Annotated in this window: 1 protein-coding gene (cut by a window edge); it reads left to right on the top strand. The window is 74.9% G+C overall.

What is annotated here, in order from left to right:
• Window positions 1–20,049, top strand: the 5' portion of a protein-coding gene (locus ACLJQZ_RS41200) for an SDR family NAD(P)-dependent oxidoreductase (RefSeq protein WP_410626325.1). Its footprint extends 7,512 nt past the window's final position; the window shows 20,049 of its 27,561 coding nt (coding positions 1–20,049); the start codon lies at window positions 1–3; its stop codon lies off the right edge, out of view.

Below are 20,049 nucleotides of genomic sequence, written 5' to 3' on the forward strand. Positions count from 1 at the left end.
GTGCCTGACGAGCGTGCCGTTGCCCGTGCAGGTGCCGTCGCGGTCGTGGGCCTCGCCTGCCGGCTGCCGTCGGCCGACGGGCCCGGCGCGTTCTGGACGCTGCTGCGCGAAGGCGCCGACGGCACCACCGACGTCCCGCCGGAGCGCCGCTCGTCGGTGCCGCCGGAGACCCGCCGCGGCGGCTTCCTGTCCGATGTGGACACCTTCGACGCCGCTTTCTTCGGCGTGCCGGCGCGGGAAGCCGCGACGATGGACCCGCAGCAGCGCCTCGCCCTGGAACTGGGCTGGGAGGCCCTGGAGGACGCGCGGATCGTCCCGGCCCGCCTCGAAGGCAGCGCGACCGGCGTGTTCGTCGGCTCCAGCGCGGACGACTACGCGACCCTGCTCAAGCAACGCGGTGCCGCCGCCATCGGGCACCACACGCTCACCGGCCAGAGCCGCGCCGTCGTCGCCAACCGCATCTCCTACACGTTCGGCCTGCGCGGACCCAGCATGTCCGTCGACACCGGGCAGTCGTCCTCGCTCGTGGCCGTGCACCTGGCCTGCGAAGCCTTGCGCAGCGGCGAAGCGGATCTGGCCTTGGCCGGCGGCGTCCAGCTCAACCTCGCGCCCGAGAGCACCGTCGCCGCCGACCGGTTCGGCGGCCTCTCGCCCGACGGCCGCTGCTACACCTTCGACGAGCGCGCCAACGGCTACGTCCGCGGTGAGGGCGGCGGGTTCGTCGTCCTCAAGCCCCTGGCAGCGGCGCTGGCCGACGGCGACCGCATCCACTGCGTCATCGAGGGCGGCGCGGTCAACAACGACGGCTTCAGCGACACCCTCACCACCCCGAGCGCGCAGGCGCAGGAAGCGGTCGTCCGGGCCGCGCTGCGCCGCGCGGGTGTCCCGGCCGACGCGGTGCGCTACGTCGAGCTGCACGGCACCGGCACCCGCGTCGGCGACCCCCTGGAAGCGGCCGCGCTCGGCGCGGTGTTCGCGCCCGGCCGCCCCGGCGACGACCCGCTGTGGGTCGGCTCGGTCAAGACGAACATCGGCCACCTCGAAGGCGCGGCGGGCATCGCCGGCCTGCTGAAGGTCGCGCTGTCCCTGGCCCACGGCGAGATCCCGCCCAGCCGCAACCACGAGCACCCGAACCCGGCCATCCGGTTCGACGAGTGGCGCCTGCGCGTCACCGCCGACGTCCGGCCCTGGCCCGAGGCGACGGCGTACGCGGGTGTCTCGTCCTTCGGCATGGGCGGCACAAACTGCCACCTCGTCCTTTCCGCCCCGCCCCAGCGGGTCGAGACCACCGGACGCTCCCGTGTGGACGGTCCGAGCACAGTCGTGCCGTGGGTGCTGTCCGCCCGAACCCCGGGCGGCCTCCGCGGCCAGGCCACCGGCCTCGCCGCCCTCGACGCGGGCCCCCTCGACGTCGCGCACTCGCTCGTCACCACCCGCAGCGCGTTCCCGCACCGCGCTGTCGTCCTGGCCGCCGACCGGGCGGCCGCGCTGGCCGCCCTCGCCGCCGGCGACCCGGCCGCCGACGTCGTCTCGGGCACGGCCGCCGACGCCCCGCGCCTGGCTGTCGTGTTCCCCGGCCAGGGCGCCCAACGGCCCGGGATGGGCCGCGAGCTGTACACGCGGTTCCCCGTCTTCGCCGATGCCATCGACGAGATCTGCGCGCGCTGCGACACCGAACGCCCGCTGCGGGACGTCCTGTTCGCCGACGAAGGTTCGGCCGACGCCGCGGTCCTCGACGAGACCGGGCACACCCAGCCCGCGCTGTTCGCGTTCGAAGTCGCGCTGTACCGGCTGTTCGCGTCGTGGGGTGTCGCCCCGGCGTTCGTCGCCGGGCACTCGGTCGGCGAGCTGGCCGCCGCGCACGTCGCCGGCGTCCTGTCGCTGGACGACGCCTGCATGCTGGTCACCGCCCGCGGCCGCCTGATGGGCTCCCTGCCTGCCGGCGGCGCGATGGTCTCGATCCGCGCCGCCGCCGACGAGGTCGAGCCGCACCTGACCGGCGACGTCGTGCTAGCCGCGATCAACGGGCCCGCGTCCGTCGTCATCGCCGGGCCCGAAGAGCCTGTGCTCGCACTGGCCGCCCGGTTTGCGGCCAACGGCCGCAAGGTGACGCGGCTGCCGGTGAGCCACGCGTTCCACTCGCCGCTGATGGACCCGATGCTGGCGGAGTACCGCGGCGTCGTCGACCAGCTCGACCTGCGCCCGCCGGCGCTGCCGGTCGTCTCGACCGTGACCGGCCGCCCGCTGAGCGCGGCGCAGCTGCAGTCGCCGGACTACTGGGTCCGGCAGGCGCGCGAGACCGTCCGGTTCGCCGACGCCGTGACGACGTTGTGGCGTCAAGGCGTCACGGCGTTCCTGGAGCTCGGCCCGGACGGCACGCTCACGTCGCTCGTCCGCGCGTCCCTCGACGGCCACGGCGCAGCCGTCACCGTGCGGGCCTCGCTGTCCGGCCGGCCCGAGGACCACGGCGTCATCGCCGCGCTGGCCGGGCTGTACGTGCACGGCCTCGACGTCGACTGGACCGCCGTGACCGGCGGCGGTGCGGTGCTTGACCTGCCGACGTATGCGTTCGACCGGGAGCGGCACTGGTTCGACGCCCCCGAGCCCGCCCCGGTCACGCCCGCGCCGCCGGCCGACCGTGACCTGCTGCGGCTCGTGCGCGGCGAGGCCGCCGCGGTCCTCGGCGTCACCGGCGGCGTCGACCCCGACACCTCCTTCCGCGAGCTGGGTTTCGACTCGGCGATGAACGTCGACCTCGCGGTCCGCGTCGGCGCGGCCACCGGCCGGACGCTGGCCACGACCGAGGTCTTCGACCACCCCACGGCCCGCGACCTGGCCGGCTACCTGGCCGGCTTCGCCGCCGAGCCCACCGGCCCCGCTCCGGCGGCCGGCGGCGCGGCCGACCCGGTCGTCGTGGTCGGCATCGGCTGCCGGTACCCCGGCGGCGTCCGCTCGCCCGAAGACCTGTGGCGCCTCGTCGACGGCGAGGTCGACGCGATCGCGGCCATGCCGGGCGACCGCGGCTGGCCCGCCGCCGTCCTGGACACCGGCCGTCCCGGCGGGTTCCTCGACGACGTCGCCGGCTTCGACGCCGGCCTGTTCGGCATCTCACCGCGCGAAGCGCAGTCCATGGAGCCGCAGCAGCGGCTGGTCCTGGAAGTCGCCTGGGAAGCCCTCGAACGCGCCGGCATCGCGCCGCTGTCCCTGCGCGGCACGCCGACCGGCGTGTTCGTCGGCGCCACCGCGCAGGACTACGGCCCGAAGCTCGCCGAAGCGACCGGCGACGCCGAGGGGTACGTCCTCACCGGCACCTCGCCGAGCCTCGTCTCCGGCCGGCTCGCGTACGTGCTGGGCACCGAAGGCCCCGCGGTCACGGTGGACACGGCGTGTTCGTCGTCGCTGGTCGCGCTGCACCTGGCCGTCCGGTCGGTGCTGTCCGGCGAGACGTCCCTGGCCATCGCGGGCGGCGTCACGGTGATGGCCGAACCCGGCATCTTCGTCGAGTTCGCCAAGCAGGGCGGCCTGTCCGAGGACGGCCGCTGCAAGGCGTTCGGCGACGGCGCCGACGGCACCGGCTGGGCCGAGGGCGTCGGCATGGTCGTCGTCGAACGGCTTTCCCGTGCCCGCGAGCTCGGCCATGACGTCCTCGCTGTGGTCCGCGGCTCCGCCGTCAACTCCGACGGCGCGTCCAACGGCCTCACCGCCCCGAACGGCCTCGCGCAGCAACGCGTGATCCGCCAGGCCCTCGGCGACGCGGGACTGTCCACATCGGACGTCGACGTCCTCGAAGCGCACGGCACCGGCACGCGCCTCGGCGACCCGATCGAAGCCCGGGCCGCGCTGGCCACCTACGGCCAGGACCGGCCGAGCCCGCTCGTGCTGGGCTCGGTGAAGTCGAACATCGGGCACACCCAGGCCGCGGCCGGGGTGGCCGGCGTGATCAAGATGATCTTCGCGATGCGCCACGGCTCGGTGCCGCGCACGCTGCACGCCGACGTCCCGTCGTCCCATGTGGACTGGACGGCCGGCGCGGTGGAACTCGCGACGGCGGCGCGTGACTGGCCGGCGGGGGAGCGGCCGCGCCGGGCCGCGGTGTCGTCGTTCGGCATCAGCGGCACCAACGCCCACGTGATCCTGGAGCAGGCGCCCGTCTTCGAGCCGGCCGAATCGGCGCGTGACGTCGTCCCCGCCGTCGTGCCGTGGGTCGTGTCCGCGCAGTCCGACGACGCCCTGCACGTGGCGGTCGAGCAGCTGCGCGCGGTCGACGCGGACCCGGTCGACGTCGGTGCGTCGCTGGTCACCACGCGCTCGTCGTTCGACCGGCGGGCCGTGCTGCTCGCCGGGCCCGACGGGCTCGCCGAGGTCGCCCGCGGGACGGCGCCGCCGGTCGAACCGCTCGTCGCGGTGCTGTTCGCCGGGCAGGGCACCCAGCGCGTCGGCATGGGCGCCGGGCTCGCCGCCCGGTTCCCGGTGTTCGCGGCCGCTTACCAGGAAGTCATCAGCCACTTCGACGCCGCGATCGGCACCGACGACGCCGCTGTCCTGAACCGGACCGGCACCGCACAGCCCGCGTTGTTCGCGCTCGAGGTCGCGTTGTTCCGTCTCGCCGAATCGCTCGGGGTGCGGCCCGACCACGTCGCCGGCCACTCGATCGGCGAGCTGGCCGCGGCCCACGTCGCCGGCGTGCTGTCGCTGGCCGACGCGTGCACTCTCGTCGCCGCGCGCGGCCGGTTGATGGAGGCGCTGCCCGAAGGCGGCGCCATGTTCTCGCTGCGCGCGTCCGAGGACGAGGTCCGGCCGCTGCTGGTCGACGGCGTCACGATCGCCGCGATCAACGGCCCGTCGTCGCTGGTGATCTCCGGCGTCGCGGATGCGGTTCTGCAGGTCGCGTCGGCGTTCGAGGACACGCGGCGGCTTTCGGTGTCGCACGCCTTCCACTCGCCGCTGATGGCCCCGATGCTCGACGACTTCCGCCGCGTCGCCGAAGGCTTGACGTTCCACGAGCCGTCGATCCCGGTCGTCTCGACGGTCACCGGCCGCGTCGAGCCCGGGCTGACCGACCCCGGGTACTGGGTCGAGCAGGTCGTCGCGACCGTGCGGTTCGCCGACGCCGTGACCACGCTGCAGGCCGCGGGGACCGAGGCGTTCGTCGAGATCGGCCCGGACACCACGCTCTCGGGCATGATCGCGCGGGCCCTGCCCGGCGCGGCGACCGTGCCGCTGCTGCGCGCCGACCGCGCCGAGGAACCGGCCGTCGCCGCCGCGCTCGGCCGGCTGCACCTGCTCGGCGTCCCCCTCGATTGGGACGCCTACTTCGCCGGGACGGGCGCGCGTCGCGTCGCGCTGCCGACGTACCCCTTCCAGCACGAGCGCTTCTGGGTCACCGCGCGCCCCGCCCCGGTGGAGCTGGGCCTGGACCGGCCGGGGCACCCGCTGCTCGGCGCGGCCGTCGAGCTGCCCGGCGACGACGGCTCGGTGTTCACCGGGCACCTCTCGCCGTCGTCGCTGCCGTGGCCGGTCGACCACGTCGTCGAGGAGCGGATCCTGTTCCCCGGCACCGGTTTCGTCGAGCTGGCCCTGCGCGCGGGCGTCGAGCTGGGCTGCGGCGCGCTCGCCGAGCTGACGGTCACCGCGCCCCTGCCCCTGGAACGCGACGGCGTGAGCATCCGCGTGCGCGTCGGCGGCCCCGACTCGGCGGGACGGCGTGAGGTCTCCATCCACTCGCGCCCGCCCGGCGGTTCGTGGACGCGGCACGCCATCGGCCGCTTGGCTCCTTCGGCCGCCGCACCGGTCCTGACGTCGTCAGGTCCCGCCGCTTCGCCGCTGGACGTCGAGGAGATGTACCGGACGTTGTCCGCGGCCGGGCTGGACTACGGCCCCGCGTTCCGCGGCGTCCAGACGGCGTGGCACGAGGGCGACGACCTGTGCGCGGACCTGGCCCTGCCGGCCGCGGCGGGTGACGCGGAGGGCTACCTGCTGCACCCGGCCCTGTTCGACGCGGCGCTGCACCTGGTCCCGTTCTTGGGCCTGGACGCCGAACCGCGGGCTCGCTTGCCGTTCGTGTGGTCGGACGTCGCACTGCACGCGGTGGGCGCTTCGGCCGTGCGGCTGCGGATCCGCCGCCTGGGCCCGGACACGGTGACGCTGTCCTTGACCGACGCCGCCGACGCTCCGGTCGCGACGGTGGGTTCCCTGGTCCTGCGCCCGCCGGCCGACCCGGCCCCGGCGGGCCCGCCGCCACTGCTGCGCGTCGAGTGGACGCCGAAGGACCTGGGCGCCCCGGCGGACCTGACGTGGGCTTCGGCAGGCCCGGACGACTTGGGTGCACTCCTGCCGAGCCGCCGCGCGGTGCCTTCGGCGGCCGACGTGCTCGTGGTGCCGGTCCCGGACCCGGTAGGCCTCTCGACTCCGGACGGCATCCGCTTGGTGACGTCGGCGGTCCTGGGTCACCTGCGTGACCACTTGGAGGACGAAGCGCAGCTGGTGTTCCTCACCCGCGGCGGCCCGGCCGCGGCGGCCGCGGAGGGTTTGGTCCGCTCGGCCCAGGCGGAACGTCCGGGCCGCTTCTTCCTGCTGTCGCTGGAAGACACAGAGTCCGAAGTGGACGAGACGCTGGCAGCGGCCCTGGCCGCGTTGCCGGAGTCGGGGGAGACCCAGATCCGCGTGCGCGGCGGCCGGGTGGAAGCGCCCCGCCTCGCCCCGGTGCCCGCACCCGCGACCGTCGCCGAGCCGATCCCGGCCGGCTGGGGTGATGGGGCTGTTCTGATCACCGGTGGTACCGGGGGGCTCGGCGCGCACGTCGCCCGGCACCTCGTCGCCCGCCACGGTGTCACCCGGCTCGTGCTTGCCGGGCGGCGTGGGGCCGAGACTCCCGGCGTCGCCGACCTCACCGCCGAACTCACCGAGCGCGGCGCGGACGTCACCGTCGCCGCCTGTGACGTCGCCGACCGTGGTGCGCTCCAAGCGTTGCTCGGCCAGCACCCCGTCACCGGCGTCGTCCACGCCGCCGGGGTCCTCGACGACGGCGTCCTCGACGCCCTCACCTCCGAGCGTCTCGCCCGGGTCCTCGCGCCCAAGGTCGACGCCGCCTGGCAGCTGCACGAGCTGCTGCCCGATCTCACGAACTTCGTCGTCTTCACCTCCGTCTTCGGCGTGCTCGGCAACGGCGGCCAGGGCGCCTACACCGCCGCCAACGCCGCTCTCGACGAGCTGGTCCGGGGACGGGCCGCCGCGGGGCTGCCCGGCCGGGCCGTCGCGTGGGGGCCGTGGGCGCAGCAGAGCGGGATGACCGGGATGTTGTCCGATACCGAACTGCGGCGGATGGCCCGCGCCGGCCTGCCGACGCACTCCGTCGAAGACGGCCTCGCCTGGTTCGACGCCGCGCTCCTCGGACCGGACCCCGTCGTCGTCGCCGCGCACCTCGACCGCGCCGCGTTGCGGGCCCTCGACTCCGTGCCGCCGATCCTGCACCGCCTGGTCCCGCCGCGCCCGCGCCGCGCCGCCGTCGCCACCGGGCAGCCCGCGACCGACCTCGGCGCCGTTGTCGTCACGACCGTCGCGAACGTTCTCGGCCACGCCTCCGCGGCCAACGTCGACCCCGCCCTGACCTTCCGCGAACTCGGCCTGGACTCCCTGACCTCGGTCGAACTCCGCAACCGCCTCGCCGAAGCGACCGGTCTCCGCCTGCCCGCCACGCTCGTCTTCGACCACCCGACCCCCGACGCGGTCAGCGCGTTCCTCAAGACCCTCGTCGAGGGCGACACCCCGGCGCCGACCCGGACCGTCACCACCGCGCGCACCGACGACCCGATCGTCGTCGTCGGCATGGCCTGCCGCTATCCCGGTGACGTGACGACCCCGGACGAGCTGTGGGACCTTCTCACCGAGGGCCGCGACGGGATCACCGGCTTCCCGGCCGACCGTGGCTGGCACGTCCCGGACGTGGACTTCGCGCGCGCCGGCGGCTTCCTGCACGGCGCCGCCGAGTTCGACGCCGACTTCTTCGGCATCTCCCCGCGGGACGCGCTCAGCGCCGACCCCCAGCAGCGGCTCCTGCTGGAGACGTCGTGGGAGGCGTTCGAGCAGGCGGGCATCAACCCGTTGTCGCTCAAGGGATCCGACACCGGCGTCTTCGCCGGCGTGATGTACCACGACTACGCGGCCGTCACCGCCGGGCAGGACCCGGAGGCGCGCGGCTTCGACGTCAACGGCACCGCCGGCAGCGTCGCCTCGGGCCGCGTCTCCTACGCGCTCGGCCTGGAAGGCCCCGCCGTCACGGTCGACACGGCGTGTTCGTCGTCGCTGGTCGCGCTGCACTGGGCGTCGCAGGCGCTGCGGTCGGGGGAGTGCTCCCTCGCGCTGGCCGGCGGCGTGACGGTGATGTCCACCCCGGCGACGTTCCTCGACTTCGCGCGCCAAGGCGGCCTCGCCGGCGACGGGCGCTGCAAGTCCTTCTCCGACGACGCCGACGGCACCGGCTGGTCCGAAGGCGTCGGCCTGCTGGTCCTCGAGCGCCAGTCGGACGCCCTCCGCAACGGCCACCGCATCCTCGCCGTCGTCCGCGGCTCCGCGGTCAACCAGGACGGCGCCTCCAACGGTCTCACCGCCCCGAACGGCCCGTCGCAGCAACGCGTCATCCGTCAGGCCCTCGCGAGCGCCGGATTGTCCACTTCGGACGTCGACGTCGTCGAGGCCCACGGCACCGGCACGAGACTGGGCGACCCGATCGAGGCGCAAGCCCTGCTGGCCACTTACGGTCAGGACCGTGAAACGCCGCTGCTGCTGGGTTCCGTCAAGTCCAACCTCGGGCACACCCAGGCCGCCGCCGGCGTCGCGGGCATCATCAAGATGATCCTCGCCATGCGCCACGGCGTCGTCCCGAAGTCACTTTGGGCCGGGACGCCGTCGTCCCACGTCGAGTGGGACACCGGCGCGGTCGAGCTGGTCGCCGAGGCCCGCGACTGGCCCGCGGTCGACCGGGCGCGGCGGGCCGGGATCTCGTCGTTCGGGATCAGCGGCACCAACGCCCACGTCGTCATCGAAGCCCCCGCGCCCGCGCGCACACCCGAACCGCGGCCGGTCCCGCCGGTCGTGCCGTGGGTGCTCTCGGCCCGCTCCGAAGCCGCCCTCGACGCCCAAGCCGAGCGGCTGGCCGGGCTCGACCCGCTCGACGCCGGATACTCCCTGGTCACCACCCGCGCGACCTTCGCCCACCGAGCCGTCCTCCTCGCGACTCCGGACGGCGTGCGGGAGGCGGCCCGAGGACAAGCGGCCCCGAGCCGCGTCGCGTTCCTGTTCACCGGCCAGGGCGCACAGCGGCTCGGCATGGGTCGCGAGCTGGCCGAGGAGTACCCGGTCTTCGCCGCGGCCCTGGACGAGGTCCTCGCCCATTTCGACCCGGAACTCCGGGACATCATCTGGGGCACGGATCCCGCGCTGATCGCCGAGACCGGAACCGCCCAGCCCGCACTGTTCGCCATCGAAGTCGCGCTCGCGGCACTGCTCGCCTCATGGGGTGTCCGCCCCGATTACGTCGCCGGCCATTCGATCGGCGAGATCGCGGCCGCCCACCTCGCCGGTGTCCTGTCCCTGGACGACGCGTGCGCGCTGGTCTCGGCGCGTGGCCGCCTGATGCAGGCGCTGCCGCCGGGCGGCGCGATGGTCGCGGTGCAAGCGTCCGAAGAGGACGTTCGCGCGGCGCTCACCGACGGCGTCGACATCGCGGCGGTCAACGGCCCGCGTTCGGTCGTCCTGTCCGGCGCCGAAGCCGCCGTGCTGGAGACAGCGGCGAAGTTCGAGAAGACCACCCGCCTCAAGGTGAGCCACGCTTTCCACTCGCACCTGATGGACCCGATGCTCGACGACTTCCGCGCGGTCGTCGCCGAGCTGACCCTCAACGAGCCGCAGCTCCCGGTGATCGCCGCCGGGGATGTGACGTCGCCGGAGTACTGGGTCGAGCACGTCCGGGCCACCGTCCGCTTCGGTGACACCCTCGGCCGGCTCGCCGACGCCGGCGTCACGACGTACGTCGAGGTCGGGCCGGACGCCGTCCTGTCCGGGATGGTCGACGCGGACGCCGTCGCCACCTCGCTGCTGCGCCGGGACCGCCCCGAAACCGTGGCCGTCCTCGAAGCCCTGGCCCGGGTGCACGTCGCCGGGACCACCGTCGACTGGGCCGCGTGGTTCGCCGGCCGCGGCGCGCGGACCGTCGACCTGCCCACCTACCCCTTCCAGCGCAGCAGGTTCTGGCCGAACGCCCGCGCCACCGGCGACCTCCGCGGCGCCGGTCTCGTCGCCGCGGGACACCCGCTGCTGGGTGCGGCGCTCGACCTCGCCGACGACGGCGGGGTTGTGCTCACCGGTCTGCTCACCACCGCGACCCGGCCGTGGCTCGCCGACCACACCGTGCACGGCGAGCCCGTCCTGCCGGGTACCGCGTTCGTCGAACTCGCCCTCGCCGCGGGCGCCGACCTCGGCTGCGAGCGCGTAGAAGAACTGACCATCGAGGCCCCGCTGTTCCTCGAGCCGAGCGGACGGCAGCTCCAGCTGCGCGTCAGCGCCCCCGGTGACGCGGGCGCCCGCGAGTTCACGTTCTCGTCCCGCCCGGATGGCACCGACGAACCCTGGATCCGCCACGCCGCGGGCTGGCTCGTCCCGGACACCGCCGTGCCCGGCACCCCCGAGCCGTGGCCGCCCGCGGACGCCGAGCCTCTCGACCTGACCGGCCTGACCGAACGACTCGCCGAAGACGGCCTCGGGTACGGCCCCGCGTTCCCCGGCCCGTCCGCCGCCTGGCGCCGCGACGGCGAGATCTTCGCCGAGGTCGCGCTCCCGAGCACGGACCAGCCGGACGCCTACGGCCTGCACCCGGCCTTGTTCGACGCGACCCTGCGCGTGGTTTCCCTGCTGAGCCCCGACTTCGCGGGCAGCGTCCCGTTCTCCTGGCACGGCGTCTCCCTGCACGCCACCGGCGCGTCCGCCCTGCGCGTGCGGCTCACCCCGGGCGACGGCGACGCGATCCGCGTCACCGCCGCCGACCCGTCGGGCACCCCGGTCGTCACCGCCGACCGACTCACCCTGCGCCGCACCGGCCCGGCCACCCGGACGCAGGCCCGGTCCCTGCTGCGCCTGGACTGGACGCCGACCCCGGTGCAGGTCGCGGACCCGATCAGCGAGACCGAGGATCCCGCGTCGCTGACAGAACCGCCGGAGTTCGTCGCCTGGCCGGTCGCCGGAGACCCGCGCGCCGTGCTGCTGTCCCTGCGCCGCGAGACCAGCCGGGTCCTGACCCAGCTGCAGCACTGGCTGACCCGGGACAGCGCGGCCACCCTGGTCGTCGTCACGCGGGGCGCGTGGGACGGCACCGACCCGGTCGCCGCGGCCGCCGCGGGGCTCGTCCGCTCCGCCCAGGCCGAACACCCCGGCCGCTTCGTGCTCGTCGACACCGACGACTCGGCGCCGCTGACCACCGCCGTCGTGGCCACCGGCGAACCGGTGCTCAAGATCAGCGACGGCCGGGTCCACGCAGCCCGGCTCGCGCGGATCACCGAAACACCGCACGAGATCGACGAGCGGGACGGCACCGTCCTGATCACCGGCGGCACCGGCGGCCTCGGCAGCGCCGTCGCGAAGCACCTGGCCGCCCGCGGGCGCCGTGACCTCCTGCTGGTCAGCCGGTCCGGCCGCACCGCGCCGGGATTGCTCGACGAGCTGGACGCGCTGGGCGCGCACGTCGAGGTCGCCGCGTGCGACGTCGGCGACCGTGCCGCCGTCGAGGGGCTCCTGGACGGCCGGGATATCACCGCCGTCGTGCACGCCGCCGGCGTCCTCGACGACGGCACCCTCGCCGCCCTGACCCCCGAGCGGTTCGAGCAGGTCCTGCGGGCCAAGGCCGACGGCGCCTGGCACCTCCACGAGCTGACCACCGGCCTCACCGACTTCGTGCTGTTCTCCTCGGTCGTCGGCACGTTCGGCGGCGCGGGGCAGGCGAACTACGCCGCCGCCAACGCCTTCCTCGACGCCCTCGCCCGCCGCCGTCACCGCGACGGCCTGCCCGCGCGTTCGCTCGGCTGGGGCCCGTGGGAGTCCGGTAGCGGCATGACGTCGACGCTCTCGGACACCGACCTGCGGCGCCTCGCCGAAGCCGGCATGCCGCCGGTGTCCACAGAGGACGGACTTGCGCTGTTCGACGCGGCCCGCGGCAGCGGCGAACCCGCCGTCCTGCCGTTGCCGCTCGACCTGGCCGCCGTGCGACGGCAGCCGGAGATCCCGCACGTCCTGCGCGGCCTCGTCCGCCCGGCCCGCCGCCGGGCTACCGCGGCCGCCGGGGACCTCACCGGCACGCTCACCCAGCTCCCCGTCGCCGAGCGCGCCGACGCGCTGAAGGGCTTGGTCGCCACGCACGTCGCCCTCGCGCTGGGGCACGCCGACGCGGCCGCGATCGAGCCGGGCCGGGCGTTCTCCGACCTCGGGTTCGACTCGCTCAGCGGCGTCGACCTGCGCAACCGCCTCGCCGCGGCGACTGGGCTGCGGCTGCCGAGCACCCTCGTCTTCGACCACCCGACCGTCACGGCCCTGGCCGAGCACCTCCTGGCCGAGCTGTTCGACGCCGACGCGCCGGTCGCCGAGGTCCGCAAAGCCGCGACCACGACCGACCCGATCGTCATCGTCGGCATGAGCTGCCGCTACCCCGGCGGCGTCACCACGCCCGAGCAGCTGTGGGACCTGATCAACGACGGCGGCGACGCCATCTCCGGGTTCCCCGCCAACCGCGGCTGGGACCTGGACGCGCTCTACGACCCGGATCCCGGCCACGCCGGGACGTCCTACACCCGTCACGGCGGGTTCCTGCACGACGCCGGGCAGTTCGACGCCGAGTTCTTCGGCATGAGCCCGCGTGAGGCCGTCGCCACCGACGTCCAGCAGCGGCTGCTGCTGGAAACGTCGTGGGAGGCCATCGAGCGCGCCGGGATCGACCCGCTAGTGCTGCGCGGCAGCGCGACCGGCGTCTTCGCCGGAGTGATGTACCACGACTACAGCCGCCTGCTCGACGGCAGTGAGGACGCCGAGGGCTATCAGACCAGCGGCAGCGCGGGCAGCGTCGCCTCCGGCCGGGTGTCCTACGTGCTCGGCCTGGAGGGACCGGCCGTCACGGTCGACACCGCCTGCTCGTCGTCGCTGGTGGCGCTGCACCTCGCCGCGCAGGCGCTGCGGTCGGGGGAGTGCGACCTGGCGCTGGCCGGCGGCGTCACGGTGATGTCCACCCCGTCGACATTCGTCGAGTTCTCCCGCCAGCGCGGCCTGTCCGAAGACGGCCGCTGCCGCTCCTTCGGCGACGGCGCGAACGGCACCGGCTGGTCCGAGGGCGCCGGAATGCTGCTGCTGGAACGGCTGTCCGACGCGCGGCGGCTCGGGCACCCGGTGCTGGCCGTCGTCCGCGGCTCCGCGCTCAACCAGGACGGCGCCTCCAACGGCCTGACCGCGCCGAACGGCCCGTCGCAGCAACGCGTCATCCGCCAGGCCCTCGCCAACGCCGGACTGGCTGCATCGGACGTCGATGCGGTGGAAGGTCACGGCACCGGGACGTCGCTGGGCGACCCGATCGAAGCCCAGGCCCTGCTCGCCACCTACGGCCGTGACCGCGAAACGCCGCTGCTGCTGGGTTCGGTGAAGTCGAACCTCGGGCACACCCAGGCCGCCGCCGGCGTCGCCGGGATCATCAAGATGGTCCTGGCCATGCGCCACGGCGTGCTGCCCCGGACCCTGCACGCCGAGACGCCGTCGTCACGCGTCGACTGGGCCGAGGGCGGGGTCACCCTGCTCGCCGAGCCGACCGCGTGGCCGGAGACGGGCCGCCCGCGCCGCGCGGCGGTCTCGTCGTTCGGGATCAGCGGCACCAACGCCCACGCGATCGTCGAACAGCCGCCTGCCACACCAACCGCCCCCGCAGCGCCCCGGCCGGAAGTCGTGCCCTGGGTGCTGTCGGCGAAGTCCGAAGAGGCCCTGCACGCCCAGGCCGCGCAGCTGGCCGGACTGACCGCCGACCCCCTCGACGTCGGGCACTCACTGGCGACGACCCGCTCCCGGTTCGCGCACCGGGCCGTCGTCCTCGCCGACCACGCCGACGCCCTGACCGCACTCGGGTCGCACCCCGCGGTCGTCACCGGCGAGGTCGTCCCGGGCCGCACCGCGTTCGTCTTCAGCGGGCAGGGCGGCCAGCGCACCGGCATGGGCCGCGAGCTGTCCCGGCGGTTCCCGGTGTTCGCCGAGGCTCACGACGCCGTGCTCGCGCAGTTCGGCGACCGGATCGCCGACGTCGTCCGTGGCGACGACCAGGCCGCGCTCGACCGCACGGAGTTCGCCCAGCCCGCGCTGTTCGCGCTCCAGGTGGCGCTGCTGCGGCTGGCCGCGTCGTGGGGCGTGGAACCCGACCTCGTCGCCGGCCACTCGATCGGCGAGATCACCGCGGCCCACGCCGCTGGGGTCCTTTCCCTCGAAGACGCGTGCACACTCGTCGCCGCCCGCGGCGCGCTGATGCAGGCGCTGCCCGCCGGCGGCGCGATGATCGCGCTGCAGGCCACCGAACACGAAGTGCGCCCGCTGCTCGGCCCGGACGTCTCGATCGCCGCGGTGAACGGCCCGCGTTCGGTCGTCGTCGCCGGGGCGGAGGACGCCGTCGTCGCGATCGCCGCGCGGTTCGGGAAGACGCGGCGGCTCACCGTCTCGCACGCGTTCCACTCGCCGCTGATGGAGCCGATGCTCGGGGACTTCGCCGACGTCCTCGCGGGCCTGACCTTCCACGAGCCGCGCCTGCCGCTGGTCTCCACCGTGAGCACCGACGCCGACGTCACGACGGTCGAACACTGGGTACGCCACGCGCGGGATGCCGTCCGCTTCGCCGACGGTGTCGGCGCGCTGGTGGCCGCGGGTGCGTCCCGCTTCGTCGAGGCCGGCCCGGACGGGGTGTTGTCCGCGCTGGTCGCGGGCTTGGCGCCGGACGCCGTCGCGGTGCCGCTGCTGCGCCGTGACCGCGGCGAGGAAATCGCCTTCACCGAAGCCGTCGCGCGGCTGCACGTCTCGGGCGCCGACGTCGACTGGACGCCGGCGCTGACCGGCGGCCGCCGCACCGACCTGCCCACTTACCCGTTCCGGCGCGAGCTGTTCTGGCCGCCGGCCACCCGGACCGGCGGCGACGCGACGTCGCTCGGACTCGGCGCGCCGGGGCACCCGCTGCTCGACGGGACCGTCCGCCTCGCGGGCTCCGACGAGGTCGTGCTGACCAGCCGGCTGTCCCTGCACACTCAGCCGTGGCTGGCCGAGCACGTCGTGTACGGCCAGGTCCTGCTGCCGGGCACGGCGCTGGCCGAGATGGCCATCCGCGCCGGCGACGAGACCGGCTGCCCCCGCATCGACGAGCTGACCATGGCCGTCCCGCTTGTCGTGCCGCCGCAGGGCGGCGTCCAGGTGCAGGTCCGGGTCGGCGAGCCGGACGACCGCGGCCGACGCCCGGTCGGCATCCACTCGCGGACCGCGGACGCCTGGACCGAACACGCCACGGGCACCCTGAGCCCGGCCACCCCGGCGTCCACATCGGACACCTTGGCCTGGCCGCCACCGGACGCGATTCCGGTGCCCCTGGAAGACTTCTACGAGAGCTTCGCCGCGGACGGCTTCGACTACGGCCCGCGATTCCGCGGCCTGCGGGCGGCGTGGCGGCGCGGCGACGACGTCTTCGCCGAGGTCGAACTGGATCCCGCCCACCACGCCGAAGCGGCCGGGTTCGGCCTGCACCCGGCGTTGCTGGACGCGGCCCTGCACGCCGTGACGCTCCGCCCGGACGCCCCGGCCGCGCGTGAACTCCCGTTCTCCTGGCAGGGCTTCTCGCTGCACGCCGCCGGAGCCGTCGCCCTGCGGGTCCGCGTGACCCCCGGCATCGGCCTCGAACTGACGACCGCCGACGGCGCCCCGGTGGCGACCATCGACTCCCTGGTCGTCCGCGAAGCCGGCCGCGACGCCGTGCGCCGGAACGATTCCCTGTTCCAGCTCGACTGGACACCGATGCCGATCCCGGAGGCGACCTCGCTGTCGGTCGCGCTCCTGGGCGACGACCCCTTCGGCATCGGAGTGGCCGCGCTGGACGACCGCACCGACGCACCCGACGTCGTCGTCACCTGCCTGACCGGCGACCCGGCCGACGTGCCGGGCTCGGCGGCCGACCTCGCCGAACGAGCCCTCGAGCTGGCCCAGCGCTGGATCACGGACGACCGGTACGCCGACGCGAAACTGGTCTTCGTGACCCGCGAGGGCGACCTCCCGGCCGCCGCCGTGTGGGGTCTCGTCCGGGCCGCGCAAGCCGAGCACCCGGGCCGCTTCGGCCTCCTCGAACTCGACGGATCCACGCTGGCGCAGGCCGTGCTCGCGACCGAAGAACCGCAGGTCGCGCTGCGTGACGGCAAACTGCTCGCGGCCCGTTTCGCGCCCGCCGTACCGACGGAAAGCGCGACCTGGGACCCCGAGGGGACCGTCCTGATCACGGGCGGCACCGGGGGACTGGGCGCCGTCCTGGCCCGGCACCTGGTGACCGAGCACGGGGCCCGTCGCCTGCTGCTGGTCAGCCGCCGCGGCGCCGACAGCCCAGGCGCCGCGGAACTCGTGGCGGAGCTGCGGACCGCCGGTGCCGACGTCGTCGTCGAAGCCTGCGACGTCGCCGACCGCGCCCAGCTCACCGCACTGCTGGCGAACCACCCGCCGACCGTCGTCGTCCACGCCGCCGGGGTCCTCGACGACGCGCCCCTCGAAGCGATGACGCCCGAGCGGCTCGCGACCGTGCGCCGGCCGAAGGCGGACGCCGCCTGGCTGCTCCACGAACTGACCGGCGACCTGACCGCATTCGTCCTGTTCTCCTCGGTCTCGGGCACCCTCGGCATCCCCGGCCAGGCCAACTACGGTGCCGCCAACGCCTTCCTCGACGCCCTCGCCGCCCACCGCCGCGCCGAGGGCCTCCCGGCCGTCTCCCTCGCCTGGGGCCCGTGGGTTCCGACCACGGGCATGACCGCCGACCTCGGCGCGGCCGGTCTCGACCGCCTCGCCCGCGCCGGCTTCCCGCCGCTGTCGGTCGAGCAGGGCCTCCAGTTGTTCGACGCGGCCCTGTCCGCGGCCGCGCCGGTACTGCTGCCGGTCCGCCTCGACCGCGCCGCGCTCCAGGCCCGCGACGACATCCCGCACCCCCTGCGCGGCCTGGTCCGCGCGCCCGCCCGCCGCACTCTCGCGGTCACCGAAGGCGCGCTCGAACGCCGCCTGCGCACCCGGTCCGCCGAAGAACGGCTGCAGGAAGCGGGCGTCGTCGTCGCCAACGAGGTCGCGCACGTACTCGGCCACACCGGCACCCGCAAGATCGCGCCGACCCGCTCCTTCGCCGAACTCGGCTTCGACTCGCTCACCGCGGTCGAACTGCGCAACCGCCTCAACGCCGCCACGGGACTGCGGCTCCCGGCGACGCTCGTGTTCGACTACCCGACCGTCGGGGCCCTGGCCGCGCACATCGTCGGGGAGATCTTCGGGGACGCGCCGGTCGAGACCGTCCGCGCGACGGGTGTCGTCGACGGCGACCCGATCGTCATCGTCGGCATGGCCTGCCGGTACCCGGGCGGCGTGACGTCGCCCGAGGACCTGTGGCGGCTCGTCCGCGAAGGCGGCGACGCGATCAGCGAGTTCCCCACCGACCGCGGCTGGGACGTCGGCGCGCTCTACGACCCCGACCCGGACCACGCCGGAACGTCCTACACCCGCCACGGCGGCTTCCTGCACGACGCCGCGGACTTCGACGCGGACTTCTTCGGCATGAGCCCCCGCGAAGCCGTCGCGACCGACGTCCAGCAGCGGCTGCTCCTTGAGACGTCGTGGGCCGCGGTCGAGAGCGCGGGCGTCGACCCGGCTTCGCTGCGCGGCAGCGCGACCGGCGTGTTCGCCGGCGTCATGTACAGCGACTACAGCCGCCTGCTCGACGGCAGCGAGGACGTGGAGGGCTACAAGACCAGCGGCAGCGCGGGCAGCGTCGCCTCCGGCCGCGTCTCGTACGCGCTCGGGCTGGAAGGCCCGGCCGTCACCGTCGACACCGCCTGCTCGTCGTCCCTGGTCGCCCTGCACTGGGCGGCGCAGGCCCTGCGCGCCGGCGACTGCGACCTCGCCCTCGCGGGCGGCGTCACGGTGATGTCGACGCCGGCGGCGTTCGTCGAGTTCTCCCGCCAGCGCGGCCTCGCCGCCGACGGCCGCTCGAAGCCGTTCTCCGACAGCGCCGACGGCGTCGGCTGGTCGGAAGGCGTCGGCATCCTGGTCCTGGAACGCCTCTCCGACGCGCGGCGTCACGGCCACGAGATCCTCGCCGTCGTCCGCGGCTCGGCGGTCAACCAGGACGGCGCCTCCAACGGCCTCACCGCCCCGAACGGCCCGTCCCAGCAACGCGTCATCCGGCAGGCCCTCGCGGGTGCCGGACTGTCCACATCGGACATTGACGTCGTCGAAGCCCACGGCACGGGCACGAAACTCGGCGACCCGATCGAGGCCCAGGCGCTGCTGGCCACCTACGGCCAGGACCGGGAAACCCCGCTGCTGCTGGGGTCGGTCAAGTCGAACCTCGGGCACACCCAGGCCGCGTCCGGGGTCGCCGGGATCATCAAGATGGTCCAGGCGATGCGCCACGGCGTCGTGCCGCGGACGCTGCACGTCACCGAACCGTCGAAGCACGTCGACTGGACCGTGGGCGCCGTCGACCTGGTCACCGCTGAAACCGCGTGGCCCCATGCGGACCGGGCGCGCCGCGCGGGTGTCTCGTCGTTCGGGATCAGCGGCACGAACGCCCACGTCATCCTGGAACAGCCCGAGATGCCGACCCCGGCCGCCGCGCGGCCCGAAGCACCGACCGTCCCGTGGCTGCTCAGCGCCAAGACCCCGGAGGCGTTGCGGGCCCAGGCTTCCGCCCTCCTTGCCACGCGAGCCGACCACCGCGACATCGCGTGGACCCTCGCCCACGCCCGGTCCCGCTTCGACGCGCGGGCCGTCGTCCTCGCCGGTCCGGATCACGATGCGGCATTGACTGCCCTGAGCGCGGGCAGCGCGCACCCGGACGTCGTCACCGGCACCCCGGCGACCGGCCGGACGGCGTTCCTGTTCTCCGGCCAGGGTTCCCAGCGCCTCGGCATGGGCCGGGACCTGGCCGCGGCCGACGCGGTGTTCGCGGCCGCGCTGGATACTGTCCTCGCCGGGTTCGCCCCGGCGGTCCGCGACGTCATGTGGGGCGACGACGCGGCCGCGCTCAACCGCACCGAACACACGCAGGCCGCGCTGTTCGCCGTCGAGGTCGCGCTGTTCCAGGCCCTGACCGCGCGTGGCGTGCGCCCGGACTACGTCGCCGGGCACTCGATCGGCGAGATCGCCGCCGCACACGTCGCCGGCGTGTTCTCCCTCGACGACGCCTGCCGCCTGGTCGCCGCGCGTGGCCGGCTGATGCAGGCACTCCCGCCGGGCGGCGCGATGGTCGCCCTGCGCGCCACCGAAGCCGACGTTCTCCCGCTGCTCGGCGACGACGTCTCCCTGGCCGCGGTCAACGGCCCCCGCTCGGTCGTGATCGCCGGGCCGGAGGCCGCGGTCCTGGCCGTCGCGGAGCGGTTCGGCGACGCCAAGCGGCTGAGCGTCTCGCACGCGTTCCACTCGTCGCTGATGGACCCGATGCTCGCCGAGTTCGCCGCCGTCGCGGCGGAGCTGACCTACCACGAGCCGTCGATCCCGGTCGTGGCCGCGGGCATCGTCACCTCGCCCGGCTACTGGGTCCGGCAGGTGCGCGAGCCCGTCCGCTACCTCGACGCACTGCGCGCCCTCGAAGCGTGGGACGTCGACCGGTACGTCGAACTCGGCCCGGACGCGGTGCTCGCCGGGCTCGCGGCCGACGTCGTGGGCGACGCCGTCGTCGTCCCGACCCTGCGCCGGGATCACGACGAATCCCGCACGTTCCTGACCGCGCTCGCCCGGCTCTTCGTGTCCGGCCTGCCGGTGTCG

It is taken from the genome of Amycolatopsis sp. cmx-8-4, assembly GCF_046548675.1.
Taxonomy (GTDB): domain Bacteria; phylum Actinomycetota; class Actinomycetes; order Mycobacteriales; family Pseudonocardiaceae; genus Amycolatopsis.